This window comes from Wenjunlia vitaminophila DSM 41686, assembly GCF_000380165.1.
GTDB classification, from domain to species: domain Bacteria; phylum Actinomycetota; class Actinomycetes; order Streptomycetales; family Streptomycetaceae; genus Wenjunlia; species Wenjunlia vitaminophila.
The window spans coordinates 1-19,560 of the sequence record NZ_KB904708.1 but is presented as its reverse complement, the minus strand read 5'-3'; the positions used below and the strand labels follow the sequence as shown (position 1 = coordinate 19,560).

Here is a 19,560-nt window from a genome sequence, read left to right as displayed (position 1 = left end):
CCGGATCGAGGGCGTCGCCGCCCGGGGCTGTTCCCCAGCGATGGCCCGCGCCATCTGACGCGACCGTGCCACCCGCTGCCCGCCATCGGAACCACTCGGCTAGGGCCTGTCTGATAAGTAGCGCCGTCCGCCCGGAGGGCGGGGGTCGCGGCGTCTGGTGCGTGCGATCGCAAGGCGGAGGGTCGTCCTCGTACTGGGCGTACATGGACGATCCCGACAACGCAGCGAGCGTGCGTGCCAGGCGTCACGACCCAGGCGGGATTTATCAGACAGGCCCTAGAACGAGGCCATCCACCCGAAGACGTACCGGTAGGCCCGACGACACCCGGCCAGCCCCCGAGCACCGCGCAGGATCCCGACCGCACCGGGCCACCCGGCGCCAGGGACGGCCGGGGCCCGCGGGCTCCGGCCGTCCGGTATCGGCGCGGGATGCTCAGCCGTCGCTGAGGGCGACCTTCCCGTGGAGTCGCCGCAGGGAGCGGGGGGCGAACCAGGCGTGGCGGCCCAGCAGGCGCATGGCGGCCGGGACCAGGACGCCGCGGACGACCACCGCGTCCAGCAGGATGGCGAGGCCGCTGCCGAGGCCGAACATCTGGATGAAGCTGACGTCGCCGGTCCCGAAGGCGAAGAAGCTCACGGCGAGGAGCCCGGCCGCGGTGGTCACGATGCGACCGGTGCGGGACAGGCCGACCGTCACAGCCTCGACGGGGGTGGATCCACCGTCGTGCAGTTCCTTGATCCGGCTGGTCAGAAAGACCTCGTAGTCCATGGAGAGGCCGAAGGCGACGCAGAAGAGCAACACCGTCATGGAGGTGTCCATGGGTTGCGGGGTGAATCCCAGGAACGCGGCGAGGTGGCCGTCCTGGAAGATCCAGACCATCACTCCCACCGAGGCGGCCAGACTCAGGGCGTTGAGCAGGAGGGCCCGCAGCGGCTGGGTGAGGCTTCCGGTGAACAGGAAGAGCAGGACGAACGTCGTCAGGGCGATCAGCGTGGCCGCGGCGGGAAGACGACTGCCGATGGAGTGCTTGGAGTCGACCAGTTCGGCGTCGGTGCCTCCGACGAGCACCTCGGTGCCGGGTGGGGGTCCGACCGCGCGGACGGCCCGGACCAGGTCCTGGGCCGCGTCGGACCGTGGCGGCACGCTGGTGACCGCGGTGAGCCGTTGGGCGTCGGGGCGGCCCAGAGTGGCGTTCCCCGGGCCCGGCCGGCCCTCCCGGCCGGCGACGTAGGTGCCGGCGCTGCTGTCCACTCGGCGCACCCCGGGGACGCGGGACAGTGCCCGGGCGTAGTCGTCCAGGGGGCGTTCGGCCACTGGGCCGGTGGTGATGACCTGGACGGCGTTGGCGTCGTCGCCGGGGAAGTCCTCACGGACGGTGTCCGAGACCTGACGGCTCGCCGCACTCTCGGGCAGGACCCGCTGGTCGGGGGTGCCGAAGGTGACACCGAGCAGCGGGCTCGCCGCCACCAGCAGCAGCGCCACCACCGGCGCGGCGGTCAGCAGGGGCCGGCGCATCACGGCCCTGGCGACGCGTCCCCACAGCGGCGACTCCGTGCGGGGTGCCGCCGATGCCCAGGGCAGCCGCCCGGCGTTCACGCGGGGCCCGAGCACGGCGAGGAGGGCGGGGACGACCAGGAGGGCGGCCAGCGCGGCGATGATCACCACACCGATGCCCGCGTAGGCGAAGGAGCGGAGGAAGAACGGGGGGAAGAGCAGCAGTGCGGAGAGCGCGACGGCGACGGTGGCGGCGGAGAAGGCGATGGTGCGGCCCGCGGTGCGCACCGTGTTCCCCAGGGCCTGGGGCACGTCGGCGCCCGCGGCGAGCTCCTCACGGAAGCGACTGACCAGGAGCAGCGCGTAGTCGATGCCGAGCCCGAGCCCGAGTGCCGTCGCCAGGTTGATGGAGAAGACGGACACGTCGGTGAGGCTGCCCAGGACGAACAGTTCCGCGAAGGTGCCGACGATGGCGATCAGTCCGATCACCAGGGGCAGGAGCGCGGAGACCACACTGCCGAAGACCAGGACGAGCAGGACGAGGGTGATGGGTATCGCTATGGCCTCGGCGAGCGCGAGGTCCTTGGTCACCTGGGCGGTGACCTCCTCGTTGAGTGCGACGCCTCCGCCGGCTGCGATGTGGAGGGGGCCCTGGTCCCCGGTGTAGCGGTCGAGGAGGGCCTCGGCGGCGTCGTCCGAGGCGTGGGCCAGGACCAGCGCCCGGGTGCCGTCGTGGGACTTCAGGGCGGTGGCGCCGGTGTCCCAGTAGGACACGACGTTGGTCACCGTGGGTTCGCCCTTCAGGTCCTCGGTCAGCGCCTGGGCGGCGCGCCGGGCTTGGGGTGAGTCCGGGCCGCCGTCGGCGCGCACCAGCAGAACCAGGTTGGTCTCGCCGCCGAACTTCTCCTCGATCAGCGTTTGGGCCCGGGTTGACGGCGCGCCGGGGTCGTCGATCCCTCCGCCCTGCAGTTTCCCGAACGCCCCCACGCCCACGATCGCCATGGCCAGCACCGCAACGGCGGTCAGGGCCAGGACCAGGCGGGCGTGGTGAAGCGCCAGCCTGCTGATCCGGTCGAGCACCAGCAGTCTCCCCTCGTTCCGGCGACGCCCGGATGTTGACGTCGTAAACATGACCCTTGCAGCGAATGCTAACGGTGTCAACTTCCGGCAGCATGGTCCTGTGGACGCGAACCGCAACCGACGCACCCGCTATCACCACGGCGACCTGCGCAACGCCCTGATCTCCGCGGCCACCGACCTGGCCCGCACCGGCGGGCCGGAGGCGGTGGTCCTGCGGGAAGCCGCCCGGCGCGTCGGCGTGTCGGCCACGGCCGCCTACCGCCACTTCGACGGGCACGGCGACCTGCTCCACGCGGTCAAGCTCCAGGCCCACGCCGGGTTGGCCGCCAGCATGGAGCGCGCCGCGGCGGCGGTGCCCCCGTCGGGCGACGAGCGGATCGACACCGACCGCCGGTTCAGAGCGCTGGCCCACGGCTACGTGGCGTTCGCCATGGCCGAGCCCGGGCTGTTCCGCACGGGGTTCCAGCACGAGGGAACGCTCAGGACCAACGACTCCCCCGAGCAGGTGCGCTCCTACTCCATGCTCACTGAGGCCCTCGACGACCTGGTCGCCCGCGGCCTGATGCCCGTCAGCCGACGGCCGCTCGCCGAGACCGCGGCCTGGGCCCCGATGCACGGCATCTGCCTGCTGATCCTGGACGGACCGCTGGCCCAACTGGACGAGGCGGCCCGGAGCGAGGCGGTGGAACGCCTGATCGACGTGGTGATGGGAGGTCTGTGCCGGCCCTGACGACACCGGTCAGGGATCAGTGCGGCGGAAGGGGATTCCGCGATCCGCGGACATCGGGAATGCGGTGTTCCTGACACCCCACCCCCACGAGGGGGCGCATGACAGCGCCCTCCATAACGGTATCCGCTTCGATGCGCCCCTCCATGCGATATGCACGCCCCCATCAGATCGATGCCGTTCCCCGTTAACCCCACTGTTTGGGGACCCGTCAGGGCATCAACTCAGGTGCACAGGCGGTTGACCAGCGCCTGAGATAACGCCTGGCGCCAGCCCCACCTTGATCTGGGCTCTATTGGGCCTCGAGCCTCCCCTTATCGCCGTGAGGACCCTCTCGACACGCCACTTCCGACTCGTTCACACTGCCGGTTTCCGCACAACCATCCACCCGGGGGTCCACCAGTGAGCAAGTCGGAACACGCCGAATGGATCGTCACCGTGACGATCGGCGACATCGCCTTAGTACTCGCCGTCGCAACGGTCTTTGTGATGCTCGCCCGCCGGATCAAGCAGCCGGCGGTAATCGGCGAAATAACCGCGGGAATATGCCTGGGGCCCAGCCTGCTCGGGCTCTTTCCCGGTGACCTGCCCAACCGCCTCTTCCCCGCCGAGGTGCGCCCTTTCCTCAACGTGGTGTCGCAGGTGGGCCTGCTGCTCTTCATGTTCATCATCGGGTGGGAGTTCGACGCCTCCACCCTCCGCGGTCGACGCAAGAGCGTCGGCGGCATCTGGCTGTGCTCCATCGGGCTGCCGCTCTCCCTGGGCATGGGGCTGGCCGCCCTGATCTACGGTGCTCATGACAGCGTCAACGGCAATTCCGTGGACATGCTGGACTTCTGCCTCTACCTGGGTGTCGCCATGTCGATCACGGCGTTCCCCGTCCTGGCCCGGATCATCTCCGACCAACGGCTCCAGTTCAGTCGGGTGGGTACGCTCGCCCTCGCCCTGGCCGCCGCCGACGACGTGCTCGCCTGGTGCATGCTCGCCTTCGTCGTGGCCCTGGTCACCGCGTCCGGCACGGGGGCGTTCGTCGGCACCCTCGTCTGGTCGGTCGTCTACGTCTGCGCCATGCTGCTGGTGGTCCGCCCGCTGCTCGCATGGACCCTGCGGCGGGCCACGACGGCGCTCCGGCCCTACCTGGCCGTGCTCGTCGCCGCAGGCGTCTTCTGCTCCGCCTACATCACCTCCGAGATCGGCATCCACGCCATCTTCGGGGCGTTCCTCTTCGGCATCATCATGCCGCGGGACACCGACGGCACGCTACGCGAGGTGGCCATGGTCCCGCTGGAACAGGCGGGGAAGCTGCTGCTCCCCCTGTTCTTCGTGGTCACCGGGCTCAATGTGGACCTGACCACCATGTCCGCCTCCGGCCTGTGGGAGATGCTGGCCATCATCGCCGTCGCCTGCCTCGCCAAGCTGGGAGGTGTGGCCATACCCGCCCGGCTCAGCGGCATGGACTGGCGGGAGGCGAGCACCCTCGGGCTGCTGATGAACACCCGCGGTCTCACCGAACTGATCATCCTCAACGTGGGTCTCAGTCTCGGTGTGCTGGACACCCAGCTCTTCAGCGCCATGGTGATCATGGCGCTGTTCACCACGGCGATGGCCGCGCCCCTGCTGTCCATGTCGCTGGCCAAGGAACGGGAGGAAGCGATGGCGGCGCAGGCCGCGGCGGGAACGAAGCCCGTCGGTGCCGGGGCCGCGCCCGTGGCGGCCGACGGCGACGCGGCGCAACCGGACGGTGCCGCCGGCGTCAGGCAGCGTCCTTCGAGCCAGGGCTAGCTCCCTGGCGGGGTCGGGTTCCGGTGCCGTCCGGGACCCGGCCCCCGAACCCGGGCACCGCGGTGCCCCGAGGACGCGGGCCGCACCGGCCGGCGACCGTGGAACTGACGATTCACCAGCTCAATGATTGCCTACTCAACGAGCTTTCGGGGGGTGGTTCGCGGTCGTCCGCACGGAGTTCTGTGAGCCGCGGAATTCCCGACGCCGTGAGTACGCGATCGACACCTGTCCCCCTGGATTCGACGCCGAACCGCCACCCCACTCGCCCGTCGCGACAGATCCCCCCGGCCGACCGCCGTTCAACCGCGATGAATCCGCAGTTGAACGAGGAGCGCGCTGCGCCGGGCACCGGGGACCGTTCCGGCACCCCCGGCACCGGGCCAGGTGCCGCGTCCCGTGAGAACGCCGAGAACCCCCTGTCGTGCGAGGTTGCTGAGGATGAAGAGGTCATCCGCCGGGGCCCTCGCACGCACAATTCCCCCGCCGTGAGCGGGCCTCACGACGACATGGCGCCAGGCCTTCCGGTTGTGCGGGAAATGGGAGCGCACCGCATTCGGATGACCGGAGCGGGACGGGAAGCCATAATCGGCAGTCCGACAGATCCATGGGCGGCACGCACCACGGATCTGCTCGAGAAGCTCACACCCCTGGGCGGAGTTCACGAGGGTGTCAACCGACTCCGACGGGAAAGGACGACTGCACGATGACTCGACCGATCGTGGTGGTAACCGGCGATGGGACAACGGTTAACTGGGGCATATGGGGGGATGTCAGAACCTGTGTGCTCCAGTGGGAGTACATGGAGAAGGTGGCGCAGGCGGGCGGCGCGCCCGTGCTGCTGCCACCGATCCCCGAGGTGGTCGAGTCCGTGATGGAGAAGGCCGACGCGCTACTGCTCAGCGGGGGGCCGGACGTGGCGCCGGCCCGGTACGGCGAGGAGCCAGGGCCCGACACCAAGCCGCCGCGCCTGTTCCGTGACGACAGCGAGTTCGCCGCGCTGCGGCTGGCCGAGGAACGCGGCCTGCCGGTGCTGGGGATCTGCCGCGGGCTCCAGATCATGTGCATCGCCCGCGGTGGCAGGCTCCACCAGCACCTGCCCGAGCACGGGCCCACCGTCCTCGGCACCTACGAGCCGCGGGAGATCCAGATCAAGCCCGACTCGCGTCTCGGCGGCATCCTGGGCCTCTCCCCCACCGTCTACTGCCACCACCACCAGGGCGTCGCCGAGATCGGCGCCGGCATGGTGGCCACGGCGTGGGCGGATGACGGGATCATCGAGGGTGCCGAGGAGGAGGACCCCGACGCCCCGTTCCGGGTGGGCATCCAGGCCCACGGCGAACTCGGCGACTCGACGATGCCGCTGTTCCGGGCCCTCGTGGAGGCCGCGAGCGCCGGCAAGCGGGGCTGATCGCCGCTGCTCACCCCGCCGCTGCCGGGACGTCAGGGGGCGCTCCGGCGTCCCGGCCGGTGGGGGTGAGACGAAAGACCCGCACGTCACGGCCCGCCAGGGCCGCGTAGGTGTCATAGACCGGGACGATCCGCAGCAGGTGCGCACGTTCCTCGGCGAGTTCCTCGGGGCGGAGCCGGCGCGCGGTGACCCGCTCGGTGTGCCCCCGCCAGCTCACCGTGGCGATCGGATGGTGCAGGAGGTTGGTGGACCAGGCGGGGTGGTGCCGGCGGCCGAAGTTGGTGCCCGCGACCAACCAGCCGCCGTCCGGGTAACGGTGGGCGCACAGCGGGGTGGTGCGCTGGCGACCCGTCCTGCGGCCCGTGGTGGTGAGGAGCACCGTGGGCAGGACGAGCCTGCTGGGGACCCACCGGCCCTTGCTGAGCCGGTGCACGGACCGGTCCACGGCAGGCAGCAGGTGGGGACCGAGGACGCGGAAGGTCCGGGTCCCGCCGATGCGCGCGATCAGTGGATGGATCATGGGGTGCAACAGACGCCGGGGACGGTGGTTGGCTGCCACGTGGCTCCAGAGTAGCCGCGGGGGCCCGCCGCCGTGCTCCTTCCGCCAGCCGTGACGTCAGGGACGCGGGGTGGCCGCGAGGGGTTCCTCGAGCGTCCCGGCCTGTCCGCCGCTGTGGTCCGCCGACCCCACCCCCCTCTGGTCAGGCGCCGTGGCTTCGGGTGGGTGGGGCAGGCCGGGCGTGGGGGCCGCGCAGTCCTTCGGTTTGACCGCCCGCTGTCCCTCGGCATCGACGACCACCACGGCATCCACCCGCTGCCCGGCCGGCGCCGTCAGGTCCTCAGCGGCCAGCACGGTACAGCCGACCTGCGCCACGGCGAGCTCGCTCAACACCGGCGAACCCGGGGGCATCTCGATCCACATCGTGCCGTCGTCCCGATCGAGCTCGGGCAGGGTGGGCAGCAGGGGCAGGGCCGTGTCCAGGCCCTCGGCGCGCTCGGCGGGCACCGGTCCCTTCAGCAGCACGGCGAGGGCCAGCTCCGGTTCGAACGGGCCGATCAGACCCGCACTGCGGAACGCCGGGGCGAGGGCGCCGTCCCGGACGAAGTAGACCCGGGCCCTGGGCTTCACCCCGGACGCCGGCTCTCCGGCCTCGATCACCCCGGTGGCCGGGATACGGCAGGAGCACAGGAGCAGGGCCAGGCCGGACGCCAGCACTCCCGCCCTGGTCAGCCGCCCGCTCACCGCCGGCCCCGCCGGCTCGTGGCCTGCGCGGGCACGGCGGGCCGCTGCGGCTGGAGGGGGAGCCGGACGGTGAAGACCGCCCCGGCACCGGGCAGGTTGGCCGCGTGCACGGTGCCCCCGTGGAGGTGGACGTTCTCCGCGGTGATGGCCAGTCCCAGACCGCTGCCTCCGGTCCTGCCACGAGCCGGGTCGGCCTTGAAGAAGCGATCGAAGATGTGCGGCAGGACCTGCGGTGGAATCCCCGGGCCGGCGTCGACCACCTCGATGACCGCGGTCGACGCCCCGGAGTACGCGTCCCCGGCGGACGACAGACGCACCCGCACCGGCGGGGCGCCGTGTCGGAACGCGTTGGCCACCAGGTTGGCCACGACCACGTCGAGGCGGCGCGGGTCCACCCGCCCGCGCAGCGCACCGGGCGGGGGCAGCTCGGCGTGCACGGAGTCGGTCCAGCCGCGGGCGGCGAGGGTGCGCCGCACCGACTCGGCGAGGTCGATGTCGTCCAGGCACAGGGCAGCCGCGCCGGCGTCGAAGCGGGAGATCTCCATCAGGTCGTCCACCAGCCGGGCGAGCTTGGTCGTCTCCTCACTGACCAGCCGGACAGCGGTGGCGGTGTCCGGGTCGAGCGACTCACTGCTGTCATCGAGCACGTCGGTGACCGCGGACATCGCCGCCAGCGGGGTCCGCAGTTCGTGGGAGACGTCCGCGGCGAAGCGACGGGCGCGGGCCTCCATCCGGCGCAGTTCCGCGACGGACGCCTCCAGCGCCGCGGCGGTGTCGTTGAAGGTGCTGGACAGGTCGGCGAGCTCGTCGGCCCCGTCCACGGCCAGCCGGGTGTCCAACCGCCCCGAGGCCATGTTGCGGGCGGCCTCGCGCAGTCGGCGCACGGGTTGCAGCACCCGCCGTGCGGCGAGCAGCGCGAGCAGCACGGCCAGGGCGAGGGCGGGGATCACGGCCCGCTGTACGGCCTGGGTGAGCGCGTCGATGGTGGCCTGTTCGTTCCGCTGGGACACCGTCACGAAGGCCGCGACCCCGGTCGGCCCGCCGGTCCCGCCGTCCGCGGTGACGAAGGTGATGGGCACCCCGACCACCAGCGCCGGGCCCTGGTCGGTGGACACCCGTTGGAAGGCGGTGCTGGGACGGTCGGCCACCGCTTCGCGCAGCCGGGGGGTCAGTGCCTCGAACCCGTCCTCCGGCCGGGAGGTGGCGCCGATGTCGCCGTAGGTGACCAGGACGCGCCACCCCTGGGACCTGCCGGCTCGGGCCGTCTCCGCGGCGAACGTCTCCAGGTCGGCCTGCGACGGGGGGAACGGCAGGGCGGGCGCGAGGGTGTTCACCTGGTCGCGGAACTGTCGGACGGTGGTGTCCTGGCTCTGCTGGAGCATGCCGTTGCGGGCCTCGCGGAACGTCAGGGCCCCGGTGGTGAGCGCGCTGACGCCGGCGACGAGGGCGAACGCGACCAGCAGCCGCACCCGCAGGCCGCGCAGGGCGGGCAGCACCCGTGTGCGGTGCCTCACCGGGACTGGAACCGGTAGCCGAAGCCGCGCACCGTCTGGACGTACCGCGGCTGGCGCGACATCTCCCCCAGCTTGGTGCGCAGGCGCTTCACACACGCGTCCACCAGTCTCGCGTCCCCGTGGTAGCTGTGCTCCCACACCGCCTCGAGCAACTGCTGGCGGCTGAAGACCTGTCCGGGTGAGGCCGAAAGGGTGAGCAGCAGGCGCAGTTCGGACGGGGCGAGCGCGACCGGCACGCCGCGGTGGGCCACCGCGTACCCGGCCCGGTCGATGGTCAGGTCGCCGTGGTGCTCGAGGGAGGGTATGCCGCGGCCCTCGTCGGGTGGGCCGCCGACCCGACGCAGCACGGCCCGGATGCGGGCCCCGAGGACCCGGGACTGCACGGGTTTGACCACGTAGTCGTCGGCTCCCGCCTCGAGTCCCACCACCACGTCCACGTCGTCGCCCCGGGCGGTGACCATGATGATCGGCACCAGGAACTCGGCTCTGATCCGGCGGCACACCTCAAGGCCGGTCATCCCCGGCAGCATCAGGTCGAGCACCACGGCGTCGGGACGGAAGGCCCGCAGCCGCGCCAGCCCCTCTTCCCCGGTCGCCACGGGGGCGATGTCGTGACCGAGGCGACGCAGGCCGAGCTGGAGGCCCTCCCGGACAGCGGGGTCGTCTTCGATGAGCAGGACGCGTGGCATGAGCTCAGTATCTGCACCGCTCGCGCGGCGTCGAACACGGGAGGCCCCCGCGGGGCTTCTGTTACAGAACGATCACATGCTCCCTGCCGGTGGCCGGGGGTGCCGAGGTGGCGGGGCACCGCGCCGCCCGGGTGGCGCACCGGCATCGTTTCCGGTTCGTTATCCGCCGGGCCAAGCGTGATCACATAGCGATCGCATGGTCAGGTCCCATGACCCGATCTGCTCACCGGCGCCACCGCCGCGGTCAGCAGGGCCCCGGACACGCCGGTTCCCCACGTTGGCCACGACTTCCGCTCATCGCCGGGCTTGCCGCACTGCTGTTCTTCGGCACCGTGATGGTCAAGGTGGCGGTCGACTCCGACCCGGTGTCGGCCACGGCCGGCGGCACGCCCGGTGGCACCGGGACGGCGACCACGCCGGCGGCGGGTGCCACGCCGGGCGGGGCGGCGGAACGGAACAGCCCGCGCCCACCGAAGCGGAGCGTTCCGGCGGGGCCGAGCGACCCGACACGGGCGGAGGACGTCCCGGCGTCCGGGCCGGGCACCTTCACCGTGGCCCAGGGCGAGGGCGAGGCGGTCGGCGCGGGGCCTCCCCTGCGGTACCAGGTGGCGGTGGAGGACGGACTCGCCCTGTCCGTGGCTGACGCGGCCGCCCAGGTGGACGGCGTCCTGGCTCACCCCAGGGGGTGGACCGCCGACGGCGGGGCCGGGTTCCAACGGGTGGCGCCGGGCAGCGACCACGACTTCGTGGTGCAGATCGCCACCCCGGGAACGGTGGACCGGATCTGCGGGGCCTACGGGCTCGACACCGGCGGGGAGGTCAACTGCCGAGTGGACGACAAGGTGGTGGTCAACCTCCGCAGGTGGGTCCTGGCCACCCCGGTCTACGAGGACGACGTGGCCGGGTACCGGGCGTTGATCATCAACCACGAGGTCGGCCACTTCCTCGGCCACGGCCACCAGGGCTGCCCCGGCCAGGGTGCGCCGGCGCCGGTGATGATGCAGCAGATCAAGGGGATGCACGGCTGCCTCCCCAACGTCTGGCCCTTCGACGCCGACGGTCGCCCGGTCACCGGGCCAGCGGTGCCCTGAGCCGGGCGGGCCGTGCCCCGGCGGGGCACGGGACCCGTGGCGGCGGGTGCGCGGCACCTACTCGGGTCGGACCGTGTTCCGGTAGGGGGGCATGAACCGGGTGCGCGGCATCTGGTCGGCGAGCACCCCGCCGTCCACCACCAGGCGCGCCCCGGTGATGTAGGCACCGGCGTCGGAGGCGAGCAGCAGTAGCGCGCCCACGCACTCGTCCGGGCGTGCGTAGCGGCCCAGGGGGATGCGCTCGCGGTAGGCCGCCTCGAAGGCGTCGCGGTCCAGGGGGAAGTCGCCGTCGATGGGGGTGTCCACCATGCCGGGGGCGAGGGTGTTGGCGGTGATGCCGTGCGGGGCGAGCTCCACGGCGAGGGTCTCGGTGAGGAGCTGGGCCGCGGCCTTCGACGCGTTGTAGTGGGCCAGGCCGGCCTCGGCCACCAGGGCGTTCTTCGAGGTGACGGTGATGATGCGGCCGGTGACCCGGTCCGCCGTCATGTGCTCGGCGACGCGTTGGCTGAGGAAGAACACCGCGTCGAGGTTGACCCGCATCACCGCGTGCCAGCTCTCCTGGGTGATCTCGTTGTAGCGCTCGAGGGCCGCGGTGCCGGCGTTGTTGACCAGGATGTGCAGGGGCCCCCGTTCGGCGCGGACGGTGTCCACCAGGTCGGCGAGCTCACCGGTCCTGCTCAGGTCCTGCGGGTAGCTCCAGGCGCGGCGGCCCAGTTCCTCGACGGCGGCGATGGTCTCGGTGACGCCCTCGGCCCCCGGGAGGTCCACCAGGACCAGGTCCGCTCCCGCCTCGGCGAGCCCCACCGCGAAGGCCCGGCCCAGGCCGCGGGCCGCTCCGGTGACCAGGGCGGTGCGGCCGGTGAGGTCGAAGCGTTCGGTGCCGCGGTGCGGGGCGTCGGTCATCGGGTTCCTTCGTGCACGGGTGGGACGGGGGACGGTGGCCCCGGGGCGGCGGACCGCCCCGGGGCGAGTGGTCAGGACAGGCCGAGCAGGTCGAGCGACGGGCGGTGGATGAGCTCCTCCACGGCGTCCACGTCCAGCGGCGGCAGCCCAGGGATGCCTGGCACCCGGGCCACGCTCCGCAGCCCCTCCACCGAGTCGTCGACGGTGGTGAAGGGGTAGTCGCTGCCGAACAGCAGCTTGTGCCAGACCCCGTAGTCCTGCACCAGCCGCAGGCTGTGCCAGAGCTGGAACGGTCGGTAGTGCAGGGCGCTGACGTCCGCGTACACGTGGGGGTGCTTGCGGATGACGGCGATGCACTCCCCCTCGAAGGGGTGGCCGAGGTGGGCGAGCACCATCCGCAGCTCGGGGTGGCGGATGGCGACCGCGTCCAGGTGGCGGGGCATGGCGTACTCCAGCGGTGCCTTGGCCACGAAGGTGGTCCCGGTGTGCACCAGCAGGGGGAGGCCGTGCCTCTCGGCGTAGGAGTACAGGTCGTCGTGGGCCGGGTCCGCCGGGTCGAAACCGGCGTACATCGGCATCAGCTTGATGCCCCGCAGTCCCAGTTCCTGGTGGCCGTGGCGCAGCTCGTCCTGCCACCCGGGCTGGGTGGGGTCGAGGGAGAGGTAGCCGATCAGCCGGTCGGGACGGGACGCGGTGTACGCGGCCACGGCGGCGTCGTCCACCCACAGGCCGCTGCGGCGGGCCTTGCCCCCGACGACGATGGTGCGGGTGTCGTCCGGGGCGGTGGCCGCGTACTCCTCCCAGCGCACGGTGAGGTCCACCTCGCCGGCGTGGGCCCGGGCGGACTCGGCGCGGAAGGTGTCGTCGAAGTCGTGGCTGTGCCGGAAGAGGTGGGAGTGGACGTCAACGATCATGTCCGGTTCCTCTTCTCCCACCCGTCCTCGAACATGTTCCAGAAGCGGTGGGTGGGCGGGTGCTCGGCGAAGACCTCATCGACCAGTTCCACGCCGAAGCCCGGCGCCGTCGGCAGGCCGATGTGGCCGTCCTCGATGGGCAGCACGCCGCGCAGTGCCTGGAAGACGTGATCCTCCAGCAGACCGTCGAAGGTCTCCAGGATCTTCAGGTTGGGGATGCCGAGCCCGGCGTGGACGGAGACGGTGGTGCACAGCGGCGAGTTGGAGTTGTGCGGGGCGACCAGCATGCCGTGGCTGTCGGCGATGGCCGCGAGCTTGCGCACCTCGGTGAGTCCGCCGGCCATGGACAGGTCGGGCTGGATGATGTCCACGGCGGCCGTGGCGAAGAGCTGCTTGTACTCGTACCGGTTGTGGAAGTGCTCGCCGCCGGAGATGGGGAACGGCGCCCGCTGCCTCAGTTCGGCGTACCGCTCGATGTGGGTCCAGGGCATCGGTTCCTCGAGCCAGCCGATGTCGAACGGCTCCAGCTCCCGCAGCAGCCGCGCGGCGGTCGGCATGGCGAACCGGGCGTGGCCCTCGACGAACAGGTCGACGTCGGGACCGATGGCGTCGCGGACCGCGGCGACCAGTTCGGTGGAGCGGCGCAGCTCGGCACGGTCCAGCTCGTGCAGGCCGGGGCCGAACGGGTCGAACTTCAGGGCGGTGAAGCCGCGGGCCACGGTCTCGCGGGCCTTGGCGGCGAACACCTCGGGGTCGCGTTCGCCGTTGTACCAGCCGTTGGCGTAGACCCGGACGCGGTCCCGGCAGGCGCCGCCGGTGAGGCGGTAGGCGGGAACCCCCAGGGCCTTGCCCATCAGGTCGTACATGGCCTGGTCGAGCCCGGACAGGGCGACGCCGCCGACGTCGCCGCCGCGCAGGAAGTCACCCTGGTAGACGCGGAGCCACAGCTCCTCGACGTCGAACGGGTCGGCGCCCAGCAGGTGGCGCTGGGCCAGCGACTCGGTGAGGGAGCAGACCTCGCGGCCGCGGTAGGGGTGGGTGATCTCCCCGATGCCGGTCAGTCCCTCGTCGGTGTGGACCCGGACGTAGCCGAAGTCGCGCCAGGCGGTGCCCAGCATCAGGGTTTCCACCCGGCTGATGCGGCCGGCGGGGCCGACCGGTCGGGTGCGGTTCACGGTGAGCATCAGTCGCGCGCTCCGCCCATGGTGGAGGTGTGGGCCAGGTCGCCGGCGCCGCCGTCGGCGAGGGCCGATCGGACCGCGGTCTCGGTGGCGGTCAGCAGCCGGTCCACGTCGTCGTCGGTGTGTGCGTAGCTGATGTGGCTCCGCTTGAGGTTGAGCGGGAGCTCGAACAGTCCGTGCTCCAGCAGCCGGCGGCGGTAGCCGACGAACAGCGCGGCGTCGTTGGCGAGCAGGTCGGTGTAGCTGCCTGGGAGCTGTCCCGGCGCGTAGCCGGGCATGAAGTAGGTGACGAAGACCGAGCCGTAGCCGGCGACCACCGCTGGGACGTCCAGCCGCTGGTAGAGCGCGGTCAGCTCGGTGCGGACCCGCTCGCCGAGCCGGAAGACGTGCTCGTGGACGGGTTCTTCCCGGAGCTTGCGCAGGGTGGCCAGCGCGGCGGCGACCACCGAGGGGTGCCCATTGTAGGTGCCGGCGAAGAACGTGGGGCCGCCGGGGCGGGAGGAGAACAGGTCCATCAGGTCCGCCCGGCCGCCGAGGGCCCCCACCGGAGCCCCGTTGGCCATGGCCTTGCCGAAGGTGGTCAGGTCGGGGGTGACACCGGAGATGGTCTGCCAGCCGCCGGTGTGGTGCCGGAAGCCGGTGATCACCTCGTCGAAGACCAGCACGCTGCCGGCCCTGGTGGTCTCCTCGCGGAGCGTGGTGAGGAACTCCTGGTGCGGCAGGAGTGCACCGACGTTGTGCGGGACCGGCTCGAGGATGACCGCGGCGATGTCCTGCCCGTGGGCGGCGAAGGCCGCACGGACCGCCTCGCTGTCGTTGAACGGCAGGACGAGGGTCGCCTCGAGCACCTCGGGGAGGATGCCGGTGGAGATCGGGTCGCGACCGCCGACGCGCTCCGGCGTGGAGATCACGTTGAGGCTGACCGAGTCGTGCCAGCCGTGGTAGCAGCCCTGGAACTTCACCACCAGGCGGCGGCCGGTGGCGGCCCGGGCCACGCGCAGCGCGTGGAAGGTGGCCTCGCTGCCGGTGCTGGTGAGCAGGATCTTCTCGACGGAGGGGATCAGCTCGACGAGTTGCTCGGCGAGCAGGACCTCGCCCTCGGTGACCCCGACGCCCATGTGTCCGAGGCTGGTCCCGGCCTCGGCGACCGCGCGGGCGACGTCGGGATCGTTGTGACCGAGCAGCGGGGGGCCGAACGCCGCGTGGAAGTCGATGAACTCGCGTCCGTCCGCGGTGCGGAAACGAGCGCCGCCGGTGCCGGTGATGACCAGGTCGGTCAGTCCCGGCACGCTGCGCTGGCCGCTGTTCACACCGCCGGGCACGACCCGGCGGGCGCGTTCGGCGATCCGGGCTCCGGCTCCGGAAGTACTGCTGCCCGGGCCTGAACTCATGGTGCTTGCTCCTTGCGTCGTCAGTCGTGGTTCCACGGGCCCTGCCCGGCCCGTGAACCCTGGCGCCATCCGCCCGGCAGTCGCCGCAGGAAGGAGGTGGGTTCGCTGTATGGCAATTTTCAGAACGCTGTTCGGTAGGGCCGAACAGTGCCTGGAGATTACGGCGGCAAGCCGTCCCGGTCAACCCCGTACCACCAGGTGATGTGCGGCACCTGCCGCAGAACACGCTGGCTGGGGGTGCCGGCGAAACGAGTGGGGATCAAGGTGACGAGCAGTAGACTGTTCGGTCATGACGAACAGAGCTGTTCCGGCACAGCCGAAGTACTGGGTCAAGAGCGTCGCCAGGGCGGCGGACATCCTCGAGGCCCTCGCCTCTCCGGCGCCCGGCGGCAGCCTGAGCGTGACGGAGGTCGCGCAGACCTGCGGGATCTCCAAGAGCGCCGCGTTCGGAACGCTGCAGACCCTGCGCGAGTACGGCCTGGTCTCCGACGACGGCGAGGGCATGAACCGCCGCTACCGCCTCGGCATGGGCCTGGCCCGGCTCGGCGACCGGGCCCGTTCCCAGGTGTCGCTGCGGGGCGTGGCCCACCCCGTCCTGCGGGACCTCACCGCCACCACCGGGATGGCCTCCCGGCTGGCCGTGCCGGAGGACGGCCACGCGGTGGTGGTGGACCAGGTGGAGCTCGACCACCCGGTCCGCCTCGACCTGCGGATGGGGCAGCGCGAACTCCCCCACTGCACCGGTCTGGGCAAGGCCCTGCTGTCCGCGGTGCCGCAGGCCGAGGCCGCGGCGGTCATCGAACGGTTCGGCCTGCCCCGCCGCACGGGCAGGACCATCACCGACGCGGCCACCCTGCTGGCGCACCTGCGGGACATCGAGCGCGTCGGCTACGCCCTGGACGACGAGGAGGACGCCGAGGGCATCATCTGCATCGGCGCCCCGGTCCTGGACGACCGCGGGATGTGCGTGGGGGCGATCAGCATCACCGGGCTCAAGCTCGGTCTGCCCGCCTGGCGCTACCAGGAGCTGGGCGGGCAGGTGCGGGACGCCGCCGCACGGATCAACCGCGCGCTGGGCTGGACGGACCCCGCAGCGGCGGGCGAGACCGCGCACGACGGCGGTGCCGGGTCGGAGACGACCGCGGTGGGCGCGGAAGGCTGACCCCCGGCCGCTCCGCGGCCCGCCGGGCGCACCCGGAACGCCTCGCCCCACGTGACCGGCGAGCCGTTTCCGGGCGCCTGCGCACCAGCCTGGGCGGGGATCATTCCTCAGGTCGGCGAAATCTGGTCTTGACCGATCCGCGGTACCCCGTTAAGTTCCCAGCCAGTCGCCATGACCTTTCCCGTCACCGGCGCGACATTCACCATCATCCCGCTCGCGGTGTCTGCCCTTCACCCGTCGAGCGCTCCATGACCCTCACGCTGTGGGGGGTCACTTCCCAGCCATCCGCCGCACGGCAGCTCGTCCGCAGGAACGCTCCTCGTCCCGGTACTTCTCGGAAGGCGTTCCCCGCCATGAGCGTTCCGCAACAACCGTCCACCGCACGCCGTCACCTGCTGCGGGCCACCGGGCTCGCCGGCCTGGTGGTCGCCGGCACCGCCGTCACCTCACGCACCGCGCAGGCCGCCCCGGCCAGTGGCGACGTCCTGCACGTCGACTCCGTCGAGGTGCTCCGCTCCCTCAACCCCTCGTCCCTCAGCGACGGCGCGGTGGCCGTGGTCGCCGGCTACCGCAGCGCGGGCGACGGCGGCTCCATGGCCGTCACCTGGGACGCCGCCGCCACCGCCCAGCACAACGGCGGAACCGTGATCGCGCCCAAGGGCTCCGGCAAGGGCCGCTGGCGGCAGCTCCACACCGGGGTGCTGGACTTCCGGACCTTCGGGATCTTCGACGCCGAAACCCCGGCCGACGACGCCCTCGACGCCATGGTTGCCGACGCCTCCGTGTACCGCATCGAGGCCCACACCGACCTGCTCTTCCTCCGCCGCCACACCTGGGCCCGCTCCAACATCGAGCTGGACTTCGGCGGCCACCGGATGGTCACCGAGGGCATCGAGAAGAACAGCCACGACAACCCGTTCGGCGCGGTGCTGTTCTTCCGCGGCGAGGTCACCGACACCCTGCACAAGCACACCCTGGGCGCCGTCATGCCGGACCTGTCCGACCTGTTCGAGGTCGGCGACTCCGGGGCGTTCAAGGTCGGGCAGTGGTGGGCCGTGGAGTCGGACGCCGTCTCGGGCAAGTACGAGAAGGAGATCCAGCGCCTGGTCCAGGTCACCGACATCGTCGACGGCAGCCACATCCGGGTGAACTACCAGGTGGGCTGGGAGATGGCAGCGGGGCGCACCCTCACCTGGACCCGGGTCAACCCGGTGGACCGGGCGCACGTGCGCAACATGGTGTTCGAAGGCGCGGGCGACGACCAGTACACGGGCTCCCACCCGGTGGCCTACGAGTACGCGGTGCGCTGCGACGTGTCCGGCATCGAGGCCACCGGCACCTTCTGGCCCGTGGTGATGCGCCGCTGGTGCACCTACTTCCGCACCGACCGCTGCTCCCTGGCCAATCCGACGTCGGTCACCTGGGGCGGAGCCGGCTACCTCACCCAGCAGATCTACTGCCTGTACGGACACGTGGAGGACTGCCACACCTCCAACGCCCGCCACCTCAACGACTTCACCGCCTCCGCCTACTGCTACGTGACCAACTGCCACGGCGACGGCGACGACCAGGGACCGTTCGTCACCCACGGGCAGTTCGAGCACGACCTGGTCTACACCGGCAACTCCGGACTGATGACCTTCGCCAACTCGGGTGCCGCCTGGGGTGGGGCCGCCAAGCGGATCACCGTGCGCCGACACTCCTGCTCCTGGTTCGTGGCTCGGGTCAAGGTGACCGACCTCACCCTCGAGGACGTCACCGTCATCGGCAAGAAGTCGCTGGACGGCTCCGGGATGCTGTGGGTGAACGCCGACGGCGTACAGCTCCGCGGCTGCACCGCCAGCGGTCCGCTGATCGTCTCCCAGGCGTCGTCGCGCTCCTCGCGGCCGAACGTGATCGCGGACTCGGCGTTCTCCTTCGCCGCCGGCGCGGAGATCACCAAGGCCAACGTGTCCGCGCCACTGACCCTGAGCCGCACCACCCTGCGCGGCGCCGAGGGGGCCGCCTTCAACGGGACCGGCCCGCTGGTGCTCGACCACTGCGCCGTGACCGGCTCGGCACAGGCGGCACCAGTCCGCGTCGCCCACGCGGAGGTCACCCTCGAGGGCGGGACGCTGCGGGACACCGGGGTGAAGCTGACCGGCGCCAACGACCAGCGGCTCACCATTTCCGGCACCCGGATCACCGGCACCAACAAGGACGGCGCCGTGCTGTCCAGGGCCGGCGCCGACCGCACGGTCACCTGGCAGCTCACCGGCCTCGAGAGCACCGCGTCCGACGGCGACACCGCGCACGTCCTGCTCACCGACGGCACCAACCGGTACCGGGCGACCGGCTGTTCTTTCACCGGTGGCCGGCTCGAGCTCGCCGCGGAGGCGTTCTCCGGCACCGGCAGCCACCTGCTGCACAGCGGGTGCACCGAGGACGGCACCAAGCGCACCGCGATGCCCGAGGAAGGCGACCGGGTCGCGCACACCGCAGGCAACCTGCGCTTCTGATCCCCCTCCCACCCACCAAGCCCCTGGGAACTCACGTGGCTCCGCATCCCCCGATCACCGACCGACCGGTCCGGATAGCCCTCGTCGGCGCCGGCAACCGCGGCCTGACCTACGCCGAGTGGATCAAGGCGCATCCGTCGGCGGCCGAGCTCGTCGCGGTCGCCGACCCGCGGCCGGCGGCTCGTGCGGCGGCTGGCGCTCCGCTGGCCTTCGACGACTGGCGGCCGTTGGTGCGGGAGCGGGTCGCCGACGCGGTGATCGTTGCCACCCAGGACCGTCAGCACGTGGAGCCGGTCCTGGCGCTGGCCGAGGCCGGCTACGCCGTCCTCGCCGAGAAGCCGCTCGCTCCCACCGAGGACGAGGTCCGCCAGATCGTGGAGGGCGTGGAGAAGACCGGTGTGCTCTTCGCCGTCTGCCACGTCATGCGGTACACCCCCTACACCGACCTGGTGAAACAGGTGGTGGACTCCGGGGTGCTCGGC

At 71.8% G+C, this 19,560-nt stretch carries 16 protein-coding genes; 7 read left to right on the top strand and 9 right to left on the bottom strand.

The window, feature by feature from the left end:
• Nucleotides 1-433: 433 nt before the first annotated feature.
• Nucleotides 434-2,575, bottom strand: coding sequence for an MMPL family transporter (locus tag A3IG_RS0123610; protein ID WP_018386070.1), 2,142 nt, complete (start codon nt 2,573-2,575; stop codon nt 434-436).
• Between the two features lie 100 nt (nt 2,576-2,675).
• On the opposite strand from A3IG_RS0123610, the gene A3IG_RS0123605 reads away from it, so the two are divergent.
• From A3IG_RS0123605 to A3IG_RS0123595, 3 genes are all read left to right on the top strand, one after another.
• Nucleotides 2,676-3,305 carry a TetR/AcrR family transcriptional regulator gene (locus tag A3IG_RS0123605; RefSeq protein WP_018386069.1) on the top strand — a complete coding sequence of 210 codons (630 nt, stop codon included), beginning with the start codon at nt 2,676-2,678 and terminating at the stop codon, nt 3,303-3,305.
• Nucleotides 3,306-3,704: 399 nt separating this feature from the next.
• Nucleotides 3,705-5,084 carry a cation:proton antiporter domain-containing protein gene (locus tag A3IG_RS0123600; RefSeq protein WP_018386068.1) on the top strand — a complete coding sequence of 460 codons (1,380 nt, stop codon included), beginning with the start codon at nt 3,705-3,707 and terminating at the stop codon, nt 5,082-5,084.
• Between the two features lie 703 nt (nt 5,085-5,787).
• Complete coding sequence (locus tag A3IG_RS0123595) at nt 5,788-6,492, top strand: gamma-glutamyl-gamma-aminobutyrate hydrolase family protein (protein WP_026220595.1); 705 nt, start codon at nt 5,788-5,790, stop codon at nt 6,490-6,492.
• 10 nt (nt 6,493-6,502) lie between these two features.
• Here the strand turns inward: A3IG_RS0123595 and A3IG_RS0123590 are convergent, their stop codons facing one another.
• The 4 genes from A3IG_RS0123590 to A3IG_RS0123575 form a co-directional block, all read right to left on the bottom strand.
• A complete protein-coding gene (locus A3IG_RS0123590; protein WP_104530838.1) occupies nt 6,503-7,012 on the bottom strand; it encodes a nitroreductase family deazaflavin-dependent oxidoreductase in 510 nt (169 codons plus the stop codon).
• A gap of 96 nt (nt 7,013-7,108) precedes the next feature.
• Nucleotides 7,109-7,735, bottom strand: a complete 627-nt coding sequence (locus A3IG_RS31040; RefSeq protein WP_018386065.1) for a hypothetical protein — start codon at nt 7,733-7,735, stop codon at nt 7,109-7,111.
• A complete protein-coding gene (locus A3IG_RS31035) occupies nt 7,732-9,231 on the bottom strand; it encodes a sensor histidine kinase (RefSeq protein ID WP_018386064.1) in 1,500 nt (499 codons plus the stop codon). The genes A3IG_RS31040 and A3IG_RS31035 overlap by 4 nt, the downstream gene beginning before the upstream one ends.
• 14 nt (nt 9,232-9,245) lie before the next feature.
• Nucleotides 9,246-9,938, bottom strand: a complete 693-nt coding sequence (locus A3IG_RS0123575; RefSeq protein ID WP_018386063.1) for a response regulator transcription factor — start codon at nt 9,936-9,938, stop codon at nt 9,246-9,248.
• Between the two features lie 209 nt (nt 9,939-10,147).
• On the opposite strand from A3IG_RS0123575, the gene A3IG_RS0123570 reads away from it, so the two are divergent.
• Complete coding sequence (locus A3IG_RS0123570) at nt 10,148-11,029, top strand: DUF3152 domain-containing protein (RefSeq protein WP_018386062.1); 882 nt, start codon at nt 10,148-10,150, stop codon at nt 11,027-11,029.
• A gap of 57 nt (nt 11,030-11,086) precedes the next feature.
• Here the strand turns inward: A3IG_RS0123570 and A3IG_RS0123565 are convergent, their stop codons facing one another.
• The 4 genes from A3IG_RS0123565 to A3IG_RS0123550 form a co-directional block, all read right to left on the bottom strand.
• Entirely contained in the window at nt 11,087-11,932 is an 846-nt protein-coding gene (locus tag A3IG_RS0123565) for an SDR family NAD(P)-dependent oxidoreductase (RefSeq protein WP_018386061.1), read from the bottom strand.
• Nucleotides 11,933-12,003: 71 nt separating this feature from the next.
• Nucleotides 12,004-12,846: an amidohydrolase family protein gene (locus A3IG_RS0123560; RefSeq protein ID WP_018386060.1), complete on the bottom strand. Its 843-nt coding sequence runs from the start codon at nt 12,844-12,846 to the stop codon at nt 12,004-12,006.
• Complete coding sequence (locus tag A3IG_RS0123555) at nt 12,843-14,030, bottom strand: mandelate racemase/muconate lactonizing enzyme family protein (protein WP_018386059.1); 1,188 nt, start codon at nt 14,028-14,030, stop codon at nt 12,843-12,845. Before A3IG_RS0123555 ends, A3IG_RS0123560 begins: the two co-directional genes overlap by 4 nt.
• On the bottom strand, nt 14,030-15,418 hold the full coding sequence (locus A3IG_RS0123550) for an aspartate aminotransferase family protein (protein WP_018386058.1): 1,389 nt from the start codon (nt 15,416-15,418) through the stop codon (nt 14,030-14,032). Before A3IG_RS0123550 ends, A3IG_RS0123555 begins: the two co-directional genes overlap by 1 nt.
• A 289-nt stretch (nt 15,419-15,707) precedes the next feature.
• On the opposite strand from A3IG_RS0123550, the gene A3IG_RS0123545 reads away from it, so the two are divergent.
• The 3 genes from A3IG_RS0123545 to A3IG_RS0123535 form a co-directional block, all read left to right on the top strand.
• On the top strand, nt 15,708-16,580 hold the full coding sequence (locus A3IG_RS0123545; RefSeq protein ID WP_018386057.1) for an IclR family transcriptional regulator: 873 nt from the start codon (nt 15,708-15,710) through the stop codon (nt 16,578-16,580).
• A gap of 353 nt (nt 16,581-16,933) precedes the next feature.
• A complete protein-coding gene (locus A3IG_RS0123540) occupies nt 16,934-19,078 on the top strand; it encodes a hypothetical protein (protein WP_018386056.1) in 2,145 nt (714 codons plus the stop codon).
• A 35-nt stretch (nt 19,079-19,113) separates the two neighbouring features.
• A partial coding sequence (locus tag A3IG_RS0123535) for a Gfo/Idh/MocA family protein (RefSeq protein WP_018386055.1) occupies nt 19,114-19,560 on the top strand: 447 nt, incomplete at its 3' end.